Genomic DNA, 20,715 nt, shown 5'->3' with positions numbered 1-20,715 from the left:
GGCGCTACCCTCACACCAGTTCCGGCACCCGCAGGTGGGCCAATGCCAGTTCGAACTCGCGTACGTCGATCGCCTCGACACCGACCTGGCGGGCCGCGTCGACACTCAATGCCGCGGACTGCTCACGATTGCGCTGCATGGCCTCGGCGCTGTCGAAGACGCCGCAGGAAACCGCGCGACCGGATGCGCGGTTGATCAGCAGGCTCGCGCTGCAGAAGCCGTCGAGCTGTTCCATGCCCGGCAGGATGTAGTTGCGGTAGGCGTCGGTCGACATGTCTAGGCGGCTCGGATCGGTCTTGATCCAGGTGGCACGGACGCAGGCGCCTGGCATCGTGCGATGGTCCCGGTGCAACACGGCGATCTCCCATTCCGCGACCTGCGCGGCGGTACCGCCGAAGACCGTCACTGCCCGGTCGCGCGCCGCCATGAAGGCACCCTCGCTGTCGTGCATGGCGGCCTCGGATTCCCATCCGGTAGTGGAGATACAACGACCGAAGGTGCGATCGACGAGGAGAGACAATCCGGTACAGCCGGGGGTTTCCTTCAGCACCGGCATGACGTCATCCCGCATATGCGCAATCCCGGCGTCGATAGCGGAGGGTTGCGCCTGAATCGTGGTAGACCGTGCGAACACGATCGACCCCCTCTCTGCTCGAGGCAGCGCCCGGCGGCGCCACCGGTGCTGTTCAGACTCCTCCGTCGGGCTCACCGTGGCAATAGCCGCGCGTTTTCGCCGGCCCTACTCGCCGGCGTCCCACCCCTGTTGGTAGCCACTGTGGAAGCCGAGATAGGGCGCTCGCATCCTGCCGTTGCTGTCGCTGGAAATGACGTTGACCAGGTCGCCTTCGACCGCCTGGCCCGAGAGAGCGCCGACGCGTATGAGCTGGATCAAATCCCTCAGCTGTCCGTCGTCGCCGAATAGATACGTGTAACGCGCGTCGTGACCGATGAAACCGTTGTGGCTCTGGATCGCTGACGCGATGGTGATTTCCGGCAGGGCTCCGACCACGGCGTCATACTCGACGGAGGGCTGTTGACGCTTGTCACCGGACGGCAGTGGAGTCGTATCACCGAACTCGTCTCGTGTGCGGTCGTCCGCTTCGGCGGTGAGACCGCGATCGAGGATCCTGCACAACACTCCGTACTGGTAGGGGCCCTCGGTGGCGGCACGGTGATCCAGTTCGGCGAACACCCACTCTCTGGCAATGGCTCCGGCAACAGCGAAGGTCGCGTCCACGAAATGCTGGGCCGAGTCCTTGTCGCTGCCGACAACCGCGAATACATTGACCGCGCCGCGGCCGACCGGATCTCTCCCGCCTGGTGCAGGGAAGCCCGCTGCGGCGATACCCGGCGAACGAACTCCTGCCATATTGGCGATAAATGGCGTCAGCGCGGCGCTGATCTGCTGTATCGCCTTGGGGTTCACCTGCCCTACCGATGCGGTTCGGGGGCCGTCGAGATTGAGCAGGTCGGCTACGTGGTCGCCGAGGTATCGCGCCAGCCCGGTCGCGGATTCACCAGCGCGAGCTGCGACCGCGGGGTCGGAGGACTTCGCATCCGGCCCGATCCACGAAAACAGCAGGCCCATCGAGGCCCCATCGTCGTCCCAATGACGGTGCAGCAAATTGCCGAGTACCTGATCTGCGGTCGCCCCCTCCCGGGGCGCATGGCCGGTGAGCAAGTCATGGACCGCCGCCTTGTCGGCGCCGCCGGCCACGACGGCATGTTCGACCAGGTCGTCCGCGGCCGATTGCGCGGGGCTCGGACCGCTACCGCACGCAACCAGCCCAGCCACGATCGCGGCGCACAGAACGCCTCCGACAGAACTCTTCACTTGATCGAATTCCGTCCTTTGTTGACTTCGTTCTGAAGTTGCAGGAATCTTTCACTGAACACGCCGTTGTTGTAGCCATTGATGATATTGGTGAGATTCGAATCGATCACCTGCTCGGGCATGTGATCATCCTCGACCAGTGTCCGGTAGTCCTTCAACTGCCCGCGAGAATCGAACATATCGGTATACTGCGGATCGTGTCCGATGTAGCCGTTTCTGGTCTGCAACGCGTCGGCGACCGCGTAAGAGAGTTGAGCAGGCTGGAAGTGCGAGTCGATTCGAGGTTGCGCAGGGTCCGGCGCCGAATAGAGGCCGATCAAGGCATTCTTCCCCCACGCGTTACTCACATCGATGACCGGTGCCGCGATATCTCCGACCACCGGAACATATTTGATGCCGGTGGTGAGAACGGACTTGATCGAGTCGTAGGCGGCACCTTTGTTCGCGAAGTGGTGAGCGGCGTCCAGCGCAGCCGCCTTGTTGGAATCGCTGGTGCGATCGGACGCTTCCATGGTCAGCCCCTGGTCGACCAAAGCTTGGATCCTGCCGGAAGTGGTTGCCAGTGATCCCTGGGGATTTCCTGGATTGTCGAGCGCGGATTCCACCCACCTGGATTGCAGTTCCGATGCCGCGACGAGCGCTTTTGCATTGAATTGTGTCGCCGCGTCCTTGTCGGTATCCATCAGTGCGAATATCTTCTGCGCACCCGGTCGCCGGTCATCGTGTATGCCATCGGGTGGCGTAAACCCGGCGTGTGCGACATCGGGCGGCAGGTTTCCAGCCATATCGGGCACGTACGGGGCCAGCGCGGACGACAGCGCCTGCACCGCCTTGGGATTGACCTGGCCGAACGCTTCGGTATGCGAGCCGTGCACATTCATCAATGTGTCATAGTTCTTCACCATGCTGCCGGACAGGCCGCCGGCAATTTCGCCGGCGCGCGTCCGGACGGCAGGGTCGGGAGAATGCGAGTCGTCCTCCACCCACCGATACATATTCCCCAGCGCGTCGCCACCGTCGCCCCATTTGTGCGTCAACAGCGTCGTGGTCAACTTGTCCGAGTCGTACGGATGCCACGACTGACCCGGCGTGTCCTTACCGAACAACTCGTCGCTGCCTTTACCGGTGAGCAATGCATGGTCGGCATCGCGATTACGGGCGGCCAGGTCCAGAAGATTCTGCGCACTGTGCTCCGTGTGGCGCAACGCCTCGCCGTCCTGAAGCTTCGTACCTTCATATCCGGTGTATCCATCGTGATCGATGATCCACGCCTGGTGGGCCGCCTGACGCCCCAGTTCCACACCGAATTTCTCGCCGGGCTGGTATTCCTTGTCCGCATTACCGAGGAAGTCGGCAAATTTGTCCAAATCCCCGGTGTACTCTTTGATCGCGCTCTCACGGTCGACATTGTGACCACCGAAGAATCCCGATCGGTAATCATCGGGAATATCTCTGGTGTTAGAATCGGGCGCGCCGCTGATACTCGGCCGGGTGCCAATTATCTCGCGAACCTCGGAGTTGAGTTTCTGATACCCGCCACGGTCGGTGACCGTCCCCTTCGTATCACGACTCACGAGATGCTCGTTCGACAGTGTCATCATCCCGTTGGCCAGGCTCTGCCGCAGCTCGAGGGACTGAGGCGAGCCGTCACGCTTCAGAGTCTCCGAGAGCGAGATCAGGCCGTCCCGGCCCGCCTTGTCGTAGAGGTTGGACAGGTAGCTCATGGTGGAGGCCGGGACCGTAACGTCCTTCCCCTCTCGCAGGGCCGTCAGCTGTTCCGGGGTGAGCCCGGCCTGACGCAGATGATCGAGAATCCGCCGCTTTTCGTCATCGGAGAGTTTCCCGTCTGCGATGGTCTCACCGTCGGCCTTCCCCTGCTCCGCGGTCAGCTGCTTGCTCGGATCCAACTTTCCCGGCGCTTCGGCCGCGACGGTGGTGACACCGCCGCTGTGTTCGAATGCCTTCCGGATGTGATCTGCCGCAGCGTCGACAGCCGTCCCCAGGTCGTTCAGTGCCGTCTTGATCGGCTGCTCGAACGTGTCCTTGCCGTACTTGGTCAGCGCGGCGACGGCATTCTTCCTGTCTTCCGCCTGATCCAAGGAAGCCGTTGCGGCCACGATGGCATCTTGGCCGGCGGAGACCGTACCGTCCTCTGCAACATCGTATTTCGCCTGAGTGGCAGCGGTAATCGCCCCGGTGGCGCGATTCTTGGCCGCCCAGATCGCATCGCGATCGCCTCTCAGTGTCGTGAGAGCCGCAGCGAGGTCACCGGTGAACGAGCGTCCGGCGGTGACCGCTTGCGCGGTGGTGTCACGTGCCCGATCTCCGGTCTTGCCGGTCCAGTAGTCGACAGACTGCCGATAGTCGTTGCCCGTCTTGTCCAAGGCCGTTTCGACCGTGTCGTGCACGGTCTGCCACTCCGTGATGAGCGAATCCAGCGCGCTCGGATTACATTGTTCCGCTTGAGTTTTCGTTGCCGACACAGCCGCCCCCCTTTGTCTTCACCCGATCAACGGCCCGCGTCGGCGCGATCGAACTCGCGTGCTCGGGCCTCATCGATGTGCAAGAACTTGGCCGATACCGTCACCGTGTTGTCGCCGATGACATCCAGCACTGTGCTCAAGTCCTGCACCGCTTGCGACGCCACCGTACCGGCCGTCGTGCACGCCTCGCCGATGGTGAAGCCCGGGAACCCGTTCGTCACCGCGGTCGCGGCCTCTCCGTGCTTGACGCCCTTGATTTCTCCGGCGTAGGCCTTCACGTTGCGGGCCAGGATGGCAGCGTCGGCGCCGTCGATCTTCAGAGTCTCGCCCAATGGATCACCCACGAAGCGTCATCGTACGGGCACCGAAGCAGTGAGTTCAAAGCCTCAGTAAAGATTCACGTTACGCTTGCCCAGTACGAGGGAGGAGTTGTCGAAATGGGGTTGACCGATCGGGATCCGATACACGAAAGCACGCGCCGACTTGCGGAAGCGTTGACGACAGCGCGATCACATGCCCAATCACGGGATGGGTATCTGGTGGTGGAAGCGTGCGCAGACGGAGAGATCGCCATCCGAATCGACGATCGCGCGTTGACCTACGGCGGCGCGGCCGTGGGTGCCGAGCTCACCCGACTGGCTGCCGAGGCCCTCGCGGCCGCACGCGTCCAGGTACGTGATGCCGTGCAGGTCTTCAGTGCCGATCCCCGCGTCGCCGAGGCGGTTGCGGCAACCGGCGACGCGATGGGTCGACCGCCCGGCACGGCTGCCGGATCCGGATTGCCGGACCGGCCCCACAATTCGCCCCCGAATCGGCCCGAGAACCGACCGATGAACCGCCAGTGGCCAGCCAACCACGTTGTGCCCGAGGACGATCCGTCGGGTGCGTACGACCGACGCGCAACAGCACGACCGGCGACCGAGCACCAGTCGGCATCGTGGCAGGACCATCGGCAGGAGCGGTCGAATACCCCTCCGCGACAGCATGCTTCGCCGAATGCGTCACCGCCTTACAACCTCTACGACGTGCCCGATGACGATGAAGACGCTTACTATCAGCGGAAATCCTGGCTGGAGTGACCGTTGCGGCCTCCGCCGCGGCGGCCGGCTGCGCCGATCGAGCCGCGCGTCACCGCTTCCGGCGCGCGATACCGACCATCGAACCCAGCGCCGCACCCACCCCGAACAGGGCCAGGCCCGTGCTCGCCGTCATGCCCGCGTGCATGCGCGGCTCGATCACCGCCGGTCCCGGCGCCGGGATCTCGGCCTCCACCTCGTTCTCTCGCGCGGTGGCGGCCCAGGCGGTGGCGAACAGGATGATGCGGGCGGTGATGTAGGCGAAGACCATGAGGCCGATGATCGAGCCGAAGGCGACGCCCGCGGGGCTGGTGAGCACCTTCTGCAGGTAGAAGGAGGCCACCTGCTTCCAGATCTCGAAGGCGATCGCGGCGATGAACGCCGCGCGCACGGCACTGCGGAAGGTCACCGGCTGGCGCGGCAGCCGGGCGATGATCCAGACGAAGACCGCCCAGGACGCGAGCACCGCGAGCACCAGCGTCAGCAGCCGCAACAGCCATGAGACACCGGGCGCCTTGTCCAGCCCGACACTTTCCAGCAGTTGCAGCGCCAGTCCACTCGACGACAACGCCGACAGGCCCAGCGACACCACCATCGCGACGCCGAGCCCGGCCAGCGCCATCAGGTCCGACAGTTTGGTCTTGAACCAATTGCCCTCGTGCGCGGGCTGTTCCCACTGCTCGGTCAGGGCGGCGCGCAGGTTGGCCATCCAGCCCAGTCCGCTGTAGGCGGCGATGAACAGACCGATGAGGCCCACACTGGTCCGGGACTTGATGGCCTGGTCGATCAGATCGTTGACCTGGCCGCCGAAGGACCCCGGAATGTTCTCGACGATCTTGTCGCGCAGCTCCTCGAGCAGCTGCGGATCGCGGGCGAGGACGAATCCGGCGACCGCGAAGGCGACCATCAGCAACGGAAACAGCGAGAGCACCGTGAAATACGTGATGCCGGCCGCGAAGTAGTCGCCGCGCTGGCGCTGGTAGCTGCCGCCGGCGCGGACGGCGTGGTCCAGCCACGGCCGCGCTCGCACCTCACGTTGGATCCGCGCCTTGAGCTTGTCGAGCACCTGTCCTCCCGAACCTGTTCAACCGCAACACACGGCCTCGCGCGGCGCAGATCAGCGGTGCAGGAAACCCACTCGGTCGTACACCTGCGCGAGGGTCTTACCGGCGATCTCGCGCGCCTGCTCGGCTCCGGTGGCGAGAATGCGATCGAGTTCGCCCTGATCGTCCAGATACTCTTGCACTTTCGCCTGCAGCGGTGTCACGAATTCCACCAGGGCGTCGGCCACATCGGCTTTGAGCTCGCCATATCCCTTGCCCTCGAAGCCTTTTTCGAGTGTGACGATGGGCGTGTCGGTGAGCGAGGACAGGATCACCAGCAGGTTGCTGACGCCCGGTTTGGTCTCCGGGTCGTAGCGAATCTCCCGTTCGGTATCGGTGACGGCCGAGCGGATCTTCTTCGCCGACACCTTCGGGTCGTCGAGCAGATTGATCAGGCCCGCGTCGCTGGCGGCGGACTTGCTCATCTTCGAGGTGGGATCCTGCAGGTCGTAGATCTTCGCCGTCCCGGTGACGATATGCGGTTCGGGGACCACGAAGGTCTTCTTGAAGCGAGTGTTGAAGCGCTGCGCCAGGTTTCGGGTCAGCTCCAGGTGCTGGCGCTGGTCCTCACCGACCGGGACCAGCTGCGGGCGGTACAGCAGGATGTCGGCCGCCATCAGGATCGGGTAGGTGAACAGGCCGACGGTCGCGTTGTCGGAACCCTGTTTGGCCGACTTGTCCTTGAACTGGGTCATCCGGCTGGCCTCGCCGAAGCCGGTGATGCAGCTCAGCACCCAGGTGAGCTCGGCGTGCTCGGGCACCTGACTCTGCACGAACAGGGTGGACCGCTTGGGGTCGATACCCAGCGCCAGCAGCTGCGCGACACTGCGCACGGTGCGGTTGCGCAGCTGCTTGGGGTCCTGCGACACCGTGATGGCGTGCATGTCCGGAATGAAGTAGAGCGCCTCGTAGTCGTCCTGCAGCGGCACCCAATACTGCAGCGCACCAAGGTAGTTGCCGAGGTGGAAGGAGTCGCTGGTCGGCTGGACGCCGGAGAGGACCCGCTGCTTACGTTCGCTGGGGGCAGGACTGGACATGAATCGATCTTCCCATGCACGCCCAAGCGGTTTTTCCCGAGGGAGCGGGGACGTCCGGGGCGGTGCCGCTCAGACCGCGTGCCGCTCGGCATAGCTGCGCGGATCCACCCCCGGCATGCTGGACCTACCGCTCGCCACCAGGTTCTTTTCCCGCCGGGTGATCAGGCGATAGACCGGGGCGCTCGGTCCGGACAGGGTGTCGCGCAGTACCGGCGGCGCGAGCGGCGGCCGCACGTGGGCGGTGCGCACGGCCTGCGCGAGCCCCCGGTACGCGAGTTCTTCGCGCCGGCCCCACCGGATGTCGTACATCCGCCGGATCCGCGGCGGCAGCGAGCCCTGGACCAGCAGATGCGCCCCACTGCTGGCCTGCCGCCACGGGCGCGGCAGCGGATGCGGCACCTGCGCGCCCGCCAGATACGAGCCGACCAGCCGTGCTTCCTCGGTCAGATACAGCTCGTCCGAGGCGAGGTAGGTATCGAAGACCCGCCGGAAGGCCGGATAGTCGGCGGGAGCGGCCGAACGCGGCATGCCGAACAGCTCACCCCAGCGCACGTAGTCCTGATACAGGTCCTCCCGCTCGCCCGGAGTCAGCTTGCGCACCAGCACGTCGTGCATGACCTCGGCGGAGTCGGCGGTGAACGCCATGGTCATGAACATCAGATGCGGGTCCAGCGCGGAGTAGTGCGAACCCGCCGGATGGTGCGGGCCCGCATCCTCGGGGAGCACACCTTCGACGGGGACATGCCGCTTGCGGGTGAACGCCAGCGCGCGGTCGGCCTCGTCCTTGTCGCCGAGGAACACCGCCTCGAACAGCCGGCCGGTAAGTGCCAACCGCGTGTACGGGGTGGCGCGGTGGGCGGTGTTCTCGGCGGTGCCGACGAACAGCAGCGGATGGACCGCGCCGATCACCAGCGCTCGCAGGCCGTAGGTCAGTCCCACCGCGCGTTTGCGCATCACCCGGCGGATCATCGAATCGTCGGAGAAATATCCCGGACCAGGCATCGTCGCCCTCCTCGCATGGAATCTGGCAATAGCATCCACCAGAAACCCTTGTTCTGGCAAGAGCCCATGCCAGAATTGCGTCCGTGCCACAATCGGACCGTGACGGCACAGCGGACCTATGGCGGTATCTCGGCCGCCGAACGGCGCGGGGGCCGGCGTGCCGCGCTGCTCGACGCGGCGCTCGAGATCATCGGCACCCAGGGCGTGGACAAGCTGACGGTCGCCGGGCTGTGCGCCCAGGCCGGGCTGAACGAGCGCTACTACTACGAACAGTTCACCGGCCGCGACGCCGTTCTCACCGCGCTGTTCGACGGCATCGCCGAGGAGCTGGCCTCCGCCATCGTGCAGGCGTTGCAGGAGGTGGTCGGCGGATCCGCGGCGGAGACTCCGTCCGGCGCGCGGGACGATGCCGCCGACCCGGCCACACGCCGGACGCGGCCGGAAACGCGCACGATGGCGCATGCCGCCGTCGCCGCCGGTATCCACGTGCTGACCGACGATCCGCGCAAGGCCCAGGTCGCGCTGGCGGTGAGCGCCTCCACACCGGAACTGCGCTCCCGCACCCTGCAGACGATCGCCTCGTTCGCGAATCTGGTCGCCGCGCGCGGCGTCGACTTCTACGGCCTGGGCACGCCCACTCCGGACCCGGCGATCGGTTTCCGCGCGACCTACCTGGTGGGCGGTCTGGTACAGACGCTCACCAGCTGGTTGCAGGGCGATATCGATATGACCCGGGAACAGCTCATCGACGAAACCACCGACGTGTTCGTCCTCCTCGGTGAGGATCTCGCCCAGCGGCTCCGCTGAACGCGCCTTACGCCGGGTCGGCCATGGTGAGCTCGACCGGCGACAGCACCGCCGGATGCTGTTGCAGCACTGCCCGGAAGACCGTGCCGTGCGCGGCCCAGTATTCGGCCGCCTGGGTCATGGCGTCGGCGAACCATTCCAGATCCTCGCGCTGGTCGGCCAGCAGCGCGCTCGAATCACGGATCACGACAACGTATCCCGGTGCTTCGCCGACGAATTCGTCCAGGTCGCGCAGACATTCGTCGAAGGCGTCGCGGTTGTCGCCGAAATAGTAGGGGAACTGCAGGGCGGCGGCGAATTCGTCGAAAACCCCCGCGGTGGTACGCATCTTCGTGCCCCGGAGCTCGCGGGCGATATACCCGTCCGGGACCTGGAATCGCACCCCGCTGAACGGTCCGGCGCCGACGTCGAGGGCGCCGAGGACCGGCCCCGTCGCGGCCCGGGGGGCGCGGCCGTTCTGCCGCGCCGCAGCCGCATCGGAGCCGGCGGCCGGGGCCAGGAACTGCGACAACGACATGGTTTCGGCCATCAGCGCATCCTCGTGAAGGTCTGGTAGTGGTCGCCGGTGTAGTAGGCCGATCCGTCGCTGCCGGTCACGATGCGTTCGGCGTCGCGGGTCTGGCCGCGTTGCTTCGGGTTGACGTCCCATTCCTGATAGCTGATCGCCTTACCGCTCGAGTCGGTCTTCGGCAGGGTTCCGGCGCGGTTCATCCACTGATCGCCGCCCTTGGTGCCCGGCGCGTTCGCCGAACCGGGCCAGCGTCCGGCGTCGATTTCGACGAGGGTGGCGTAGGCGCGATCGGGCACGCCCGGCGCCCGGGTCGCCGACGCGGCGGGTGTGGCGCCGTTGCCGGGCGCGGGTTTGGCGGATGCGGTGGTGGACTGCGCGGCCTTGGTGGAGTGCACGGTCGCCGCCACCGAATTCGCGGTGTCGTGCGTGGTGGAACCGCCGCGCAGGCCCAGGACCCCGGCGACGATCGCCGCGATCACCAGCCCACCCAGAACCATCAGGATGCGAATTCTCTTGTCGGACATGTTCATCGGTGCCTGTTCATCGGTGCTGCCGGACTTGCGGAGGTCCCGTCCACACTGACGGGGAGAACGACGAGTCGACTCGCCGCCCCCATCGGCCGGATGGTAGCGCGGCCTTCGTTCACGACAGACAAACCTACGGGACAGCCTGGTGTCGTGTCCGGAAAGGTTGATGCGGCGTCACGTGGGCGAGTTGTCATCGCCGCAGCTATCGGCAGCAGGCCCGGATAACTCGCGCTGCCCGTAACGGTGAACAAATCGTGCAGACCTAGCCGTTTTTCGCGCTTTTGCCGCAGTTTTGCGGAGGTTTGCACGAAAAGTTCAGGGTGACGGCTACCTGTCCCCCTTGGACGGATAGAAACCGGTCTCACCCGTACCGATTGCCGGGGCCGGGGTGTAGCGCTTGCGTTCACCTCCGCCGGTGACACCGCACAGCTCTTCGTCCTCTCCCAACGGCATCGCGTAGTACCGCATCTCGAAGTGAGTTTCGGTCTGATCGGCACCGACAGTCACCACTCGGTGAGTCGTCTCGATCTCGATACCAGGAAAATCGGCAGGGAACCGAACCCCGACGAAGGTCGGAAAACCGTCGTCTTTGCCGACCCAGAAGCGGACCCCCTCGTCCGGCTCTATTCGGCCCCCGATGCCTCCGGAGAACACCCGGCCGGCCTCGTTGCGAGCTTCCACATAGGTCCAGTCCGGCTGGTCAGGGTGGCACCACACGCGCCACGTGTAGCCACCGTCGGTCCGCTCTGCGGTTACCGGCGTCCAGCCCTCGTCTGCGAGCGATGTCACGAATGAATCCTCACACACGGATACCCCGGAATAGTGAGGTGTCCCAGCGGGTCCCACCAGCCCGCACACAGCTGGGTACCGTCCAGGAACCCACCCGTCGGACCGTAGGAATCTCGGGCACACCCGGTCGCAACGGCCCCTCGAACACATGCTCGCTGCACTTCTTCTCAGCCTTCGCAGCGTTGCCGCCCGGAGGCACGATCAGGTAGTACGCCTGAAGGTTCCCGCTGTAGCCGTGCGCCAGGGCAAGCGTCGTAACCACTTTGTACACAGTCAGCCCTTCCCCCCACACCTACAGCGTCACTGGGCCGTCCTGCCGTTAAGCGTCGGCATGAGCGAGACCGACACCGAGGGTGAGCGCCGGAATTATGCCGATGAGCGCCGCAGCGAAGACGAGACTCGATCGCGTATTCATCTATCCCCCTGAGATTTTCGGTTGTCACTTGCGGATTTGAGGGCGTCGCGGAACCGCCTGATCACCTCTACCGGCAACAGCTCCGCCTTCGCGCCGGTAGCCAGTTCGCGGACCATGCGGGTTCCCGGCTTCCTGCGTTCGCCGAGCATCTCTCTTCACTGCTTTCGGGGCCAGAAGAGCACCGCCAAGAACGCCACCGAGGGCACCGCGAAAGCTATGAACAGCCCCATCAGGCGCCCTCCGCGTCGATGTCCGCCGCACCGAGCCGTTCGGCCTCGACTGGACCGAATGCCCGAGCGCTGTTGCACGACTGCCGGTACTCCAGATACACACCGACACCCGGTTGGTCTCCGGGATACGCCTGCACCTCCAGCACTCCACCTGGAAAGGTGTAAAGCCTTGTGCAGCTGAGTGATAGCTCATCAGCGCAGACCTCTGCATCCATATCGTCTCCCCATCGTCGCTTGGAATAGCACCCGGCATCGGGGAAGTCGGCTTCGACCCGATGCCGGGGCTCAGTCGGAACGGTAGGAACTGGCCACGGACTCGGTCTACAGGTTTGATAAAACTTGCTCATATTTAGTGAAGTGCTAGTCAAGCGGACAAACTCGAGGAATCATCGGGATTGGTTCGGAAAGTCCGTGCATACAAGCAGATACGGAGCTGACTATGCTCTTGCGTTTCCTTGGTAAAGGCGGTTCGGGGACCAACGATTGCCCGACTCTCTACGCCACTGACCAGGCCAGTTACGCAATTATCGGATGGGTGACCGACCGGCCGGAGACGGTGGAGATCCCCCACCTGCTGCTCGGCTTCCTGGAACCCGACACGTTCGTCGGTACCCCCTTGACCGACACTGGCCGGGGCACGTTCCTCGTGTCGGGTCACCCGATCACCGACCGTGAGACGCTGGACCAGATGATGATCGAGACCGACGAGACGGCTATCGAAGTCCCGAAGGCAGAAAGGACGTTCTACGGTGCAACTGCTTCACGGCGATCCGTGGCCTGATCTGTTCGGGCAGTGCCAGCGGGAAGCGTTTCACCTCGAGGTCAGGGACACCTATGCGGTACCCAACGAATCGGAACCGCTGCGGCGGTTCCTGAACGGTGAGCCGGACGACAATGCCTGGTTCGAATCGTGGGGACAGCTCGTCCGTGAGACAACCGGCAGGGGTGTGCGCGTGACCCGCGTCCGCGTCGTCACCGTTCCGCACGTAGATTACCAACGGTGGTCGCTCACGCTTACTGCGCTGAATATTGAAGCGGGTGAAGATATTCGGTACTTGCCCCGGCATCTCGCAGGAGCGGTGCCCGCAGATGACTTCTGGCTGCTGGATGACGAACGGGTGGTGTTCAACCTCGTCGACGAGAACGGCCGTGCGGCCGGAGCTTCGGCTCTAACCAGCGACCCGTGGATTGTCGACCGATGCCGACAGGTGAAAGCACGGCTGTGGCAACTCGCTACGCCGTACACCGAATATGCGGTAGACGTTCGGAGGTGAGCAACGGCGTGCATGAGGCCCGGCAGGCGCTCGGGCAGCGGCTTCGAGAGATTCGGCGACGAGCGGGAATCTCGGGCCGTGAGCTTGCGCGCCTGTCCGGCTGGCACGAAACGAAGGTCTCCAAGCTCGAGTACGGCAGAGTCACGCCGTCCGACGCCGACATTCGCGCCTACTGCACCCACACGGACGCAGGTGATCAACTCGAAGACCTGCTGGCGACGGTCCACAACATAGATGCCGCGTATATGGAGTACCGGCGTCAGCACGCGGCGGGGCTGAAGCGGGGACAGCAGAGGTCGGCCAGGCTCGCTGAGCGCTCAAAGCTGATGAGGATCTATCAGCCGGTCGTGGTTCCCGGCATTCTTCAGACTGCCGAGTACGCCGAAGCCATCCTGAGGCATTCAGTCGCTTTCTATCGCCTTCCTGACGACGTGGACGAGGCGGTCTCCAAGCGGCTGGAACGTCAGCAGTACCTGTACAAAGGTGAACGGCGCTTTCACATAATCATCGCTGAGCAAGCTTTATATACCTCGGTTGGCACCTACGCCGTAATGGTTGGGCAGTTGGACAGGCTGATGGCGGTAATCGGCCTCTCCCGAGTTCGGCTCGGAATCGTTCCGGCGCAAGCAGGCCCGCCGATGCAGACGACGAACTTCGTCATGTTCGACTCGCACATGGTCACGGTAGAAGGCATCACGGCGGAGCTGACGATTACGCAACCGCGAGAAATCGCGATCTACGCCCGAGCGTTCGACGTGCTGGCCGCTCAGTCCGCAACCGGTGAAGCAGCACGAGACCTAATCCGTAAGGCGCTCGACGCCCGTACGCCTTAACCGTGCCATGAGCCGCGGAGTTGTCGGATATAGACGAACGCCAGGCCGAATCGGGGCGAAGCCCCTCCGGTGCGGACACTACGTCCGCACCGCGGTCGATCGAGGTTCAGCGGTATTGGACTGTGACCGGGGCGTGGTCCGACCAGCGGAGCGCGTACTCGGGGGCGCGCTCCACCACAGCCTGCTTCGCGCGGCCGGCGATCGCGCCGCGCGCGAGGTGGTAATCGATTCGCCACCCGGCGTCGTTGTCGTAGGCGCGGCCGCGGTAGGACCACCAGCTGTAGGGGCCGGGCACGCCCGGGTGGAGTTGGCGGACCACGTCGACATAGCCGGCGGCCAGCATCTCGTCGATCCAGGCCCGCTCGCCGGGTAGGAAGCCGGAGTTCTTGACGTTGCCCTTCCAGTTCTTGATGTCGAGTTCGGTGTGCGCGACGTTCCAGTCGCCGCAGATCACGAAGTCGCGGGTCTGTGCCTTCATATGCGCGCCCAGTTCGCCGAGGAAACGATATTTCTCGTCCTGCATGGGAGTGTCGGCCTCACCGGTGTGCACGTAGACGCTCGCGACCGTCACGTCGTCGAAGTCTGCCTCCACGTAGCGGCCGACGCCGTCGAATTCGGTGCTGCCGAAGCCGATTCGCACGCGCGTGGGCTCGCGGCGCGACAGAATCCCCACTCCGGCGCGACCCTTGGCTCCCGGCTCGGCGTGGGCGAGGAACCATCCGGCGTCGAGGACCGAGGCCAGCGCCTTGCGGGTCTGCTCATCGGTTGCCCGGGTCTCCTGCAGGCAGATGATGTCGGCCTCGGTCACTGCGAGCCATTCGAGCATCCCCTTCCCGGTCTTGCCGGTAGCTGCGCGTATGCCATTGACGTTGACGGAACTGATGATGCTGGCCACGTATCGACCGTACAATGCGGGAATCAACCCGTCCTCGCGGACATCGCGGCCACGCCGAGCAGGCCGCCACCGATTCGGAAGGGGTGACGACGATGACGTCCGGCACCACCCAACCCGCCACCTCCCTTGCGCCGATGACAGCCCTGCACACCGGATCGGGTGATCCCCTGCTGCTGTTGCACGGTTTTCTCATGTCGCCGCACTGCTGGGAGGACGTCGCGTCCCGATTGTCCGCTACTTGCGAGGTGTTCGCTCCGGCCTTCGCCGGGCATTGGGGCGGCTCCGACCTCAGTGGCTGGTACATCGACGTGAATCTGCTCGCCGACCGGGTCGAGGAACAGCTCGACGAATTGGGCTGGCGCACCTGCCATATAGCGGGCAACTCGCTCGGCGGCTGGGTCGGCTTCGAATTGGCCCGCCGCGGCCGGGCCCGCACCCTCACCGCCATCGCACCCGCAGGTGGATGGCACAATCCGTCGCTGGCCCAGCTGCGCGTGGGGCTCGAGTTCCTGACGTTGGTGCCCATCGTGGAAATCGGCAAGCGGCTGCCCGCCTCGATCCGGTTCAGCGCGCCGGTCCGGCGTGCCACCGCCATGCTGCTGAGCAAGAACGTCGCCGCGGCGCCCCGGCGCGGGGTGGAGGCGGCGATCATGTCGGCAACCCACTGCGCGGCCATGCTGCCCCTGATTGCCAGTGGTTTGCGGATGGCCGTCCTCGATGATCTGTCCACGGTGCGGACGCCGGTGCGGCTGCTGATGTGCGAATACGACCGGATCATCCCGAATCGCATGTACGCCAAGCGTTTTCTGCGGGAACTGCCCGAGACGGCGGACCGCATCCTGGTGCACGGCGTGGGGCATGTCCCGATGCTGGAGGCTCCCGACCGCATCGCGACCCTCATCGCCGAGCACGTCTATGCCAGCCGCACGCGTCTGCGGGCGGTGTGAGAAAGGCCGGCGGATCGGTTCGAACCCCTCGGCGCCGATCCGCCGGCCGCCATCAATCCCGGTACATGGCGTCGATCTCGGCGGCGTACTTCTCGCTGATCGCCTTCCGTTTCAGCGACATCTTCGGGGTCAGTTCGTCACCACCGGGTTCCCACACCGTCGGCAGGATGGTGTAGCGCTTGATCTGCTCGACCCGCGCCAGCCGCGCGTTCGCGGCCGCGATTCCGGCGTCCACGGCGGCACGCAGTCCCGGATCGGCGGTCAACCGCGCCGTATCGGCCGACGGCAACGCCGAATCGGCGCCGTCCGGGCGCACGGCGGCGCAGGCGTCGGGATCGAGGGTGAGCAGGGCGGTCACATACTTGCGGTTGTCGCCGATCGCGACGACCGTGCCGACCAGCGGACACGAGACCCGCACGGCGCCTTCGATATTCGACGGCGACATGTTCTTGCCCGCCGCGTTGATGATCAACTCCTTCTTGCGATCGACGATACGCACGTAACCGTCGGCGCCGATGGCGCCGATATCGCCGGTGTGCAGCCAGCCGTCGCTGTCGAGGACTTCCGCGGTTCGGACGGGATCGTTGCGGTATCCCCGCATCACCAGGGGACCGCGGACCAGCAGTTCACCGTCGTCGGCCACGGTGACCTCGGCGCCGGGCAGCGGTTTTCCGACGGTGCCGATGCGGATGGCGTCGGGCGGATTGGCCGTGGCGCCCGCCGACGTCTCGGTCATCCCCCCACGCTTCGCACACGGTCAGGCCCAAACCGAGGATGAACGCCATCGCATCCGGGGCGATGGGCGCCGCGCCGCTCAATGCGGCACGCACCTCGTCCAAACCCATGCGCGCGCGAAGCGCCCGCAGTACGGTCCGTTGCACGATTTCGTGCCGCACCCGCAGCGGCAACGGAATCGGCCGCCGATCACTGCGCCGCCGAGCCACCTCCGTACCGACGCCGATGGCGTGCTCGAGAATCCGGCGCGTGACCGGATCCCGCTGTGCCACAACCCCTTCGATGCCGGACTTGATCTTGTACCAGATGGCCGGCACCGCGAGGAACAGCGTCGGCCGCACCTGCGGCAGAACCTCGATCAGCTGTTTCGGATCCGCGACCGTCGTGATCTGCACACCCTCGACGATGTTGTTGTAGTGGCAGAACGCCCGGTTGGCCAGGTGCGCGTCGGGCAGATACGACACCACCCGATCGTCGGGCCCGACCGGCAGCAAGGACTCCACCGCCGCGAATTCGGCCAGCAGGTTCGCGTGGGTCAGCTCGACGCCCTTGGGTGGTCCGGTGGTGCCCGAGGTGTAGACGATCGTCGCCAGCGCATTCTCGTCGACTGCCTGCCAGGTGGCGTCGAAGTCGAAATCCGGATCGGGCAGCGCGGCCAGTTCGTCGAGGGTGAGACAGCCGTCGGCCGGACCGTCCACGCAGACGATCAGCTCGATGCGGCCCTGGGGGTCGGCGGCCCGGATCGTCTCCAGGAAGTTCGACTCCGTGATCACCACACGGTTTCCGGCGTTGTCGAACAGGTGGGAGATCTGTTCGGGGGCAAAGGTGTTGTAGATCGAGAACGGCACCGCGCCGGCATGGAGGACGGCCGTATCCGCGAGGTGAAATTCCGGAATGTTGGTCAGCATGAGGGCAACCGTGTCGCCGGGGCGGACATGGCAGGCGGCCGAACCCGTCGCGATCGCCCGCACTCGCGCGGCGTAGTCGCGCCAGGTCAATGACGGTGTTCCCGTCGGACCGCGCAGCGCGATGCGGTCGGAACAACGCGCGGCCGTCCGTTGAAAGGCCGCGCACAGGGTCCGCGCGGGCTGTTGATGTTCGCTCACGTGTTCTCTCCGTCTCGAGCGTGATGCCGGCCTCGATCACACCGGCGAGCAGAGGATGACCGGCCGCACCGGATCCACAGGGCCGCCGGAACCTGTTGCGACCGCGCCTATTTCGCTGTCCGAGCGGATCGCTGCGCGTCGGCGAAATCGGCGATCAGCGCCGCGACCGCGGCCGGATCGTCGAGCTGCGGACAGTGCCCGGCGGTGGGCAGAATGATCAGCTCACTGCCGGGCACCAGGCGATGCAGTTCCCGGCTGGCCTGCGGCGGGATGATGCGGTCCTTGCGACCGTGCACGATCAGCATCGGGCAGTCGATGGCGTCGAGGGAATACCCCGCGACCGTCTCGTGCGCGAACCGGACCGCGTGTTCGAGCAGCCAGAACATGCGCTCCCGCTGCCCGTAGCGCTCACACCAGCGGTCCAGCACCACCGGGTCCGCGCCTGCGGGACGGCCGTAGAGCAGTGTGCGCACCGACCGGCGGACCAGGCGGCGCGCCAGGCCGGCGGGCACCGGCAGCGTCCCCAGCCGCGCGACCAGTGCCGGGGTGCGCGCACCCCGGGCCAAGCGGGCCATCCGATCGGCCGAGAGGATCGGCTCGTCCAGTGTCACCCCGGCCCGCACCGATTCCGGCCGCCGCTGCGCTGCCCGCACCGCCATCATGGCGCCGAGTGAATTGCCCGCCACCACAACAGGTCCGGTGGTTTCGAGCACGCCGTCGACGAATCGATCCAGCTGCGCGAGCAGTGGTCCAGGAGCGAACGCGCCGGCGACGCCGTGGCCGACCACGTCGACGGCCACCGCCGCCCGGCCCCGCCGATCCAGTTCCGCGAGAACGCCGCGCCAGGTGTCGGCGCAGTCGGCGAAGCCGTGCAGCAGCAGGATCGGCACACCCGCCCCGTCGGTGGTCAACGCCCGGGTCCGCACGCCGTTGTAGCGGACCCGGGATTCCGTGATCACCGGCCCAGCAGACCCTTCGCGATGTGGGTCACCTGGATCTCGTTGCTGCCGGCGTAGATCATCAGCGATTTGGCATCGCGGGCGAGTTGTTCGACGCGATATTCCTGCATGTAGCCGTTGCCGCCGAACAGTTGCACGGCCTCCATCGCGACCTCGGTGGCCGTCTCCGAGCAGTACAATTTGATCGCCGAGGCCTCGGCCAGCGTGGGCGGCTTCCCCGCGCGGCCGCGTTCGAGGGTGTTGAAGACCATGTTCTGCACGTTGATGCGGGCGATCTCCATCTTCGCGAGCTTGAGCTGCACCAGCTGGAAGCGTCCGATCTCCTGACCCCACAGCGTGCGGGTCTTGGCGTATTCCACACAGAGCCGGTGACATTCGTTGATGATGCCCAGCGCCATGAAGCCCACGCCCACCCGCTCGGCGACGAAACTCGTTCGCGCGCTTTCGCGACCGTCGCCGCCCTTGTGTTCCTCGGTCTCGCCGAGCAAACGGTCTCTGCCCAATCGCACGTTGTCGAAGAACAATTCGCCGGTGGGCGAGGAGTGCAAACCCATCTTCTTGAACGGTTTGCCCTGGGTGAAACCCTCCATGCCCTTGTCGAGGACGAAGGTGAGCACCTTGCGATCGCGCCTGTCCGTGCCGTCGCCCTCGTCGAGTTTGGCGTAGACGACCACCACATCGGCGTAGGGACCGTTGGTGATGAAGGTCTTCTGGCCGTTGAGGATGTAGTCCTCGCCGTCACGCTTGACCGAGGTCTTCATGCCGCCGAAGGCATCCGAACCCGAATCCGGTTCCGTGATGGCCCACGCCGCCACCTTCTTCAAGGTCACGATATCGGCGAGCCAGCGCGCCTTCTGCGCGAGCGTGCCGCGCGACATGATGGTGGCCGCGCCGAGGCCGATGGAGACGCCCATCGCCGCGACCAAACCCATACTGACGCCGGACAATTCGCTGATCAGCACCGCCATCAAGGACTGCTGCTCGCCGAACGGGTCACCCCCGGCCCTGGGCTTCTTGTCGCGTTGGCCCGCCTCGTCCGGCGCGGCCTCGGCGGCACGCTGTTTGGCGAGCATCTTCTCGATCGCCTCGGCGCCCATGACGTCGATGCCGAACTCACCGAACAGTTTTCGCAGGATCGGATACGGCGGCATCTCACCGCTGTCGAGAGCGTCCAGATGCGGCCGGATCTCCTTGTCGATGAAGGCGCGCACGGCCGCGCGGATCATCTCGTCGGTCTCGGACCATTCGAACATCGTCGTTCTCCTCTGCGTCAGGGCAGCCGGGCTGCGATGTCGTCGATCAGCCAGGGACCCTCGGTTTCGATGGTCTTCACGTCGTGCCAGCCGCCGAGCTCGGAGATGGCGCCGCCCTGGACGGCGAAGACCTTGCCGGTGACCGGGCATTTGTCGGTGGCCAGGTAGGCGACCAGCGGCGAGATGTTGGCCGGGCTGAAGGCATCGAATTCACCCTCGCCCACCTCGGCGGCGAAGATCGCCCCCATTCCGGGTGTGGCCAGGGTCAGGCGCGTGCGTGCCATCGGGGCGATGGCGTTGACGCGCACGCCGTAACGCTCCAATTCCTCCGCGGCGACCAGCGTCAACGCGGCGATACCGGCCTTGGCCGCGCCGTAGTTGGCCTGGCCGGCGTTGGGCAGGGTGACGCCGGAGGCCGAGGCGGTGTTGACGACGGCGGCGTTGGGTTGCTTACCGGCCTTCGACTGGTCCTTCCAATACGCCGAGGCGTGGCGCAGCACATTGAAGTGGCCTTTCAGGTGCACCGCGATGACGGCGTCCCACTGCGATTCCTCCAGGCCGGCGATGAACCCGTCGCGCAGGATGCCGGCGTTGTTGATCACCACGTCCAGCGTGCCGAATTCCGCAATCGCCTGGTCCACCAGGTTTTTCGCACCATCCCACTGCGCGACGTTGTCGGTGTTGGCCACCGCCTTCCCGCCCGCGGCGCGGATCTCGTCCACCACCTCCTGCGCCGGTCCGGCGTCGGCGCCCTCCCCTGCGTTGCTGCCGCCCAGGTCGTTCACCACGACCGAGGCGCCCTCCCGCGCGAACAACAGCGCGTGTTCGCGTCCGATGCCGCGGCCCGCGCCGGTGATGACGGCGACCCGCCCATCCAAAACACCCATGACAGTCTCCTC

20 protein-coding genes and 1 pseudogene are annotated in these 20,715 nt (G+C 65.6%); 6 read left to right on the top strand and 15 right to left on the bottom strand.

The features are described from left to right. Window positions 1-10: 10 nt before the first annotated feature. From RJ03_RS05015 to RJ03_RS05000, 4 genes are all read right to left on the bottom strand, one after another. A complete protein-coding gene (locus tag RJ03_RS05015) occupies window positions 11-634 on the bottom strand; it encodes an antibiotic biosynthesis monooxygenase (RefSeq protein WP_036498357.1) in 624 nt (207 codons plus the stop codon). A gap of 105 nt (window positions 635-739) precedes the next feature. Next, window positions 740-1,834, bottom strand: a complete 1,095-nt coding sequence (locus RJ03_RS05010) for a TPR repeat domain-containing protein (RefSeq protein WP_036498356.1) — start codon at window positions 1,832-1,834, stop codon at window positions 740-742. Next, complete coding sequence (locus tag RJ03_RS05005) at window positions 1,831-4,317, bottom strand: TPR repeat domain-containing protein (protein WP_036498355.1); 2,487 nt, start codon at window positions 4,315-4,317, stop codon at window positions 1,831-1,833. The genes RJ03_RS05010 and RJ03_RS05005 overlap by 4 nt, the downstream gene beginning before the upstream one ends. 26 nt (window positions 4,318-4,343) lie before the next feature. Next, window positions 4,344-4,649, bottom strand: coding sequence for a hypothetical protein (locus tag RJ03_RS05000; RefSeq protein ID WP_036498354.1), 306 nt, complete (start codon window positions 4,647-4,649; stop codon window positions 4,344-4,346). A 105-nt stretch (window positions 4,650-4,754) separates the two neighbouring features. Between RJ03_RS05000 and RJ03_RS04995 the strand changes: the two genes are divergently transcribed. Then, a complete protein-coding gene (locus tag RJ03_RS04995; protein ID WP_036498353.1) occupies window positions 4,755-5,396 on the top strand; it encodes a hypothetical protein in 642 nt (213 codons plus the stop codon). Between the two features lie 49 nt (window positions 5,397-5,445). On the opposite strand, the gene yhjD is transcribed toward RJ03_RS04995, so the two are convergent. The 3 genes from yhjD to RJ03_RS04980 form a co-directional block, all read right to left on the bottom strand. After that, window positions 5,446-6,459: an inner membrane protein YhjD gene (gene yhjD, locus RJ03_RS04990; RefSeq protein ID WP_036498352.1), complete on the bottom strand. Its 1,014-nt coding sequence runs from the start codon at window positions 6,457-6,459 to the stop codon at window positions 5,446-5,448. 51 nt (window positions 6,460-6,510) lie between these two features. Then, window positions 6,511-7,533, bottom strand: coding sequence for a tryptophan--tRNA ligase (gene trpS / locus RJ03_RS04985; RefSeq protein ID WP_036498351.1), 1,023 nt, complete (start codon window positions 7,531-7,533; stop codon window positions 6,511-6,513). A gap of 69 nt (window positions 7,534-7,602) precedes the next feature. Then, the gene (locus RJ03_RS04980; protein WP_036498350.1) at window positions 7,603-8,535 is read right to left on the bottom strand and encodes an oxygenase MpaB family protein; all 933 of its coding nucleotides are present in this window, start codon (window positions 8,533-8,535) and stop codon (window positions 7,603-7,605) included. 99 nt (window positions 8,536-8,634) lie between these two features. Here RJ03_RS04980 and RJ03_RS04975 point away from each other — a divergent pair, with 99 nt between their 5' ends. Continuing rightward, window positions 8,635-9,342 (top strand): TetR/AcrR family transcriptional regulator, encoded by a 708-nt coding sequence (locus tag RJ03_RS04975; protein ID WP_036498349.1) that lies wholly within the window; start codon window positions 8,635-8,637, stop codon window positions 9,340-9,342. A 7-nt stretch (window positions 9,343-9,349) separates the two neighbouring features. Here RJ03_RS04975 and RJ03_RS34805 read toward each other — a convergent pair whose 3' ends face one another. From RJ03_RS34805 to RJ03_RS04960, 3 genes are all read right to left on the bottom strand, one after another. Beyond that, the gene (locus tag RJ03_RS34805) at window positions 9,350-9,871 is read right to left on the bottom strand and encodes a barstar family protein (RefSeq protein ID WP_051024331.1); all 522 of its coding nucleotides are present in this window, start codon (window positions 9,869-9,871) and stop codon (window positions 9,350-9,352) included. Beyond that, on the bottom strand, window positions 9,871-10,377 hold the full coding sequence (locus RJ03_RS04965) for a ribonuclease domain-containing protein (RefSeq protein WP_036498369.1): 507 nt from the start codon (window positions 10,375-10,377) through the stop codon (window positions 9,871-9,873). The genes RJ03_RS34805 and RJ03_RS04965 overlap by 1 nt, the downstream gene beginning before the upstream one ends. 330 nt (window positions 10,378-10,707) lie before the next feature. Next, complete coding sequence (locus RJ03_RS04960) at window positions 10,708-11,169, bottom strand: hypothetical protein (RefSeq protein ID WP_157163342.1); 462 nt, start codon at window positions 11,167-11,169, stop codon at window positions 10,708-10,710. Window positions 11,170-12,253: 1,084 nt separating this feature from the next. Between RJ03_RS04960 and RJ03_RS04955 the strand changes: the two genes are divergently transcribed. Genes RJ03_RS04955 through RJ03_RS04945 form a run of 3 tightly spaced genes read left to right on the top strand, consistent with a single transcriptional unit; the run spans window position 12,254 to window position 13,921 of the window. Continuing rightward, complete coding sequence (locus RJ03_RS04955) at window positions 12,254-12,595, top strand: hypothetical protein (RefSeq protein ID WP_036498347.1); 342 nt, start codon at window positions 12,254-12,256, stop codon at window positions 12,593-12,595. Continuing rightward, the gene (locus RJ03_RS04950; RefSeq protein WP_036498346.1) at window positions 12,564-13,088 is read left to right on the top strand and encodes a DUF6879 family protein; all 525 of its coding nucleotides are present in this window, start codon (window positions 12,564-12,566) and stop codon (window positions 13,086-13,088) included. The genes RJ03_RS04955 and RJ03_RS04950 overlap by 32 nt, the downstream gene beginning before the upstream one ends. Continuing rightward, a complete protein-coding gene (locus tag RJ03_RS04945) occupies window positions 13,085-13,921 on the top strand; it encodes a helix-turn-helix domain-containing protein (protein WP_036498345.1) in 837 nt (278 codons plus the stop codon). The genes RJ03_RS04950 and RJ03_RS04945 overlap by 4 nt, the downstream gene beginning before the upstream one ends. A gap of 106 nt (window positions 13,922-14,027) precedes the next feature. On the opposite strand, the gene RJ03_RS04940 is transcribed toward RJ03_RS04945, so the two are convergent. Further along, window positions 14,028-14,816, bottom strand: coding sequence for an exodeoxyribonuclease III (locus RJ03_RS04940; protein ID WP_083870601.1), 789 nt, complete (start codon window positions 14,814-14,816; stop codon window positions 14,028-14,030). Between the two features lie 14 nt (window positions 14,817-14,830). On the opposite strand from RJ03_RS04940, the gene ephH reads away from it, so the two are divergent. Then, on the top strand, window positions 14,831-15,763 hold the full coding sequence (gene ephH, locus RJ03_RS04935) for an epoxide hydrolase EphH (RefSeq protein WP_245552184.1): 933 nt from the start codon (window positions 14,831-14,833) through the stop codon (window positions 15,761-15,763). A gap of 52 nt (window positions 15,764-15,815) precedes the next feature. On the opposite strand, the pseudogene RJ03_RS04930 reads toward ephH, so the two are convergent. The 4 genes and pseudogenes from RJ03_RS04930 to RJ03_RS04915 form a co-directional block, all read right to left on the bottom strand. Beyond that, window positions 15,816-17,604, bottom strand: a pseudogene (locus tag RJ03_RS04930) (AMP-dependent synthetase/ligase). Window positions 17,605-17,711: 107 nt separating this feature from the next. Continuing rightward, entirely contained in the window at window positions 17,712-18,563 is an 852-nt protein-coding gene (locus tag RJ03_RS04925) for an alpha/beta fold hydrolase (RefSeq protein ID WP_036498343.1), read from the bottom strand. Further along, complete coding sequence (locus RJ03_RS04920) at window positions 18,560-19,816, bottom strand: acyl-CoA dehydrogenase family protein (protein WP_036498342.1); 1,257 nt, start codon at window positions 19,814-19,816, stop codon at window positions 18,560-18,562. The genes RJ03_RS04925 and RJ03_RS04920 overlap by 4 nt, the downstream gene beginning before the upstream one ends. Window positions 19,817-19,833: 17 nt before the next feature. After that, window positions 19,834-20,703, bottom strand: coding sequence for an SDR family oxidoreductase (locus RJ03_RS04915; RefSeq protein ID WP_036498341.1), 870 nt, complete (start codon window positions 20,701-20,703; stop codon window positions 19,834-19,836). Window positions 20,704-20,715 lie beyond the last annotated feature (12 nt).

Origin of the sequence: Nocardia aobensis NBRC 100429, from assembly GCF_000308375.1 — a bacterium.
GTDB lineage: Bacteria > Actinomycetota > Actinomycetes > Mycobacteriales > Mycobacteriaceae > Nocardia > Nocardia aobensis.
The sequence above is the reverse complement of the archived record's forward strand: the minus strand, read 5'-3'. Positions and strand labels throughout refer to the sequence as shown.